A 1670-nucleotide genomic window follows, 5' to 3' on the forward strand; every position below is an offset into this window, starting at 1 on the left:
GAAGAGTCACCTCAGTTAAGCTAATTGGCCTTTTTGGCCAGGTTGTGTGCTAGAGCTAGTAATCCAGCCTCTATTTCAACCTTGTCTAGTCCCTTCAGCCTAAACCTTCGGAAGCCCCTATTGTGCTTAATGGCTCCAAAAGCAGCTTCAACATCACAGGGTCTTTTGGATCTGTGTTTTAGACCCAGTTCAGAAGTGAGATTTTCTCTCACCAATTTTTTATGCCGCCTGATGTTATGGTTGATTTCTACAATCCGATTGCCTTTAGCCTTATAACAGGAGCCTCTCAACGGGCATCCATCACAGTTTCTGGCCTGATATCGTGCATAAGTTTGTGCATAACCTCCGGATGTTTTTGATTTTCGATCCTCTATCCGATCCATTGGCTGTCCGATTGGACAATACAGTTTGTCCTGCTCTTCATTGTAGAATAAATTTTGTGACTTGAAAGGGTCTTTCTTCCATTTCTTTGATTGCTCTTTGTGGAAATAGCTGTACTTCACATAGTTATCAATATTTTTCTCTTCCAGATAGTCATAATTTTCTTCACTACCGTATCCGGCATCTGCACAGATGGACTCAGGATAGGTGTTATATAGATCTTTAAAGCGTTCTAAGTGTGGCTTTAGGGTAAGTGTGTCGGTTGGGTTTTGGTGGATGCTGTAATTGAGGATGAACTGGTCTGAGGTGCTAATTTGCCAGTTGTAGGCTGGTTTTAGCTGGCCGTTTAACATATGGTCTTCCTTCATTCGCATGAAAGTGGCTCCAGGATCAGTTTTGGAGTAACTATTCCTGTTCTCTCCCATAACCGTCTCTTTTTCGGTGTATTCGTCAAGCTTAGCTGGCCAGTTCTTTTTGGCGTAGTTCAGCTTTTGTTTGACCTTCTTACTCACTGACTTGCCTTCCAGAGCTTTGTCAATCTTCTCAATGGTCTGGACTACCTTCTCACGATTAATTTCTTTAAAGTCTGGCTTGGCCTCATCGGCTAATTCTTCTTCAGCCAACTTTTGAGTGTAGTCCCATAATTCATCCAGTTGTTTAGCTATACGCTCTTTACTGGTCTTAATGGCCCGACCCCATACAAAAGTGTATTTATTGGCACTGGACTCTATTTTTGTTCCATCTGTATATATGTTTTTGATGCTAACTAACCCTTCTTCTACTAGTAATTCTACCACCTGACCAAACACCTGGCGTAAAGCATCTTTCAGTCGCTCACTTCTAAAACGGGCAATCGTGTTATGATCGGGGCGGTTCATCGCTGACAACCACATGAAGTGTACGTTCTCCTTCAGGGCTGCTTCCATCTTTCTGGATGAATAGATGTTACTCAAGTAGCCATAAACTAGTACTTTGAGCAGCATTCGAGGGTGATACACCGAGGTGCCCCCAGGCTTGTACTGCTTTAGTAAGGGCTCAATATTGATACGGTCGATTACATCATTGACCACCCGTACCGGATGGTTCTCCTCAATCAATTCCTCCAAAGAAGGAGGAAGCAGCATTACTTGATTGGGTATGTAATCTTTAAAGACTAGATTTGAATTAATTGGCACACGACTAATTTAAACAATTAGTCGCAATTAAAAAGGCCGAGAACTTCTTGAGATCTCGGCCTTGATTTTTTTTCAACACAAAAAAGAGGATGCCCTTTTGAGACACCCCCTTTT

Annotated in this window: 1 protein-coding gene; it reads right to left on the reverse strand. The window is 42.3% G+C overall.

The genetic code is table 11. The features are described from left to right. Nucleotides 1-20 precede the first annotated feature (20 nt). Nucleotides 21-1550 (reverse strand): IS1182 family transposase, encoded by a 1530-nt coding sequence (locus tag C7460_RS23390; RefSeq protein ID WP_115870561.1) that lies wholly within the window; start codon nucleotides 1548-1550, stop codon nucleotides 21-23. Nucleotides 1551-1670 lie beyond the last annotated feature (120 nt).

The sequence above is a fragment of the Marinoscillum furvescens DSM 4134 genome (genome assembly GCF_003386095.1).
GTDB classification, from domain to species: Bacteria; Bacteroidota; Bacteroidia; order Cytophagales; family Cyclobacteriaceae; genus Marinoscillum; species Marinoscillum furvescens.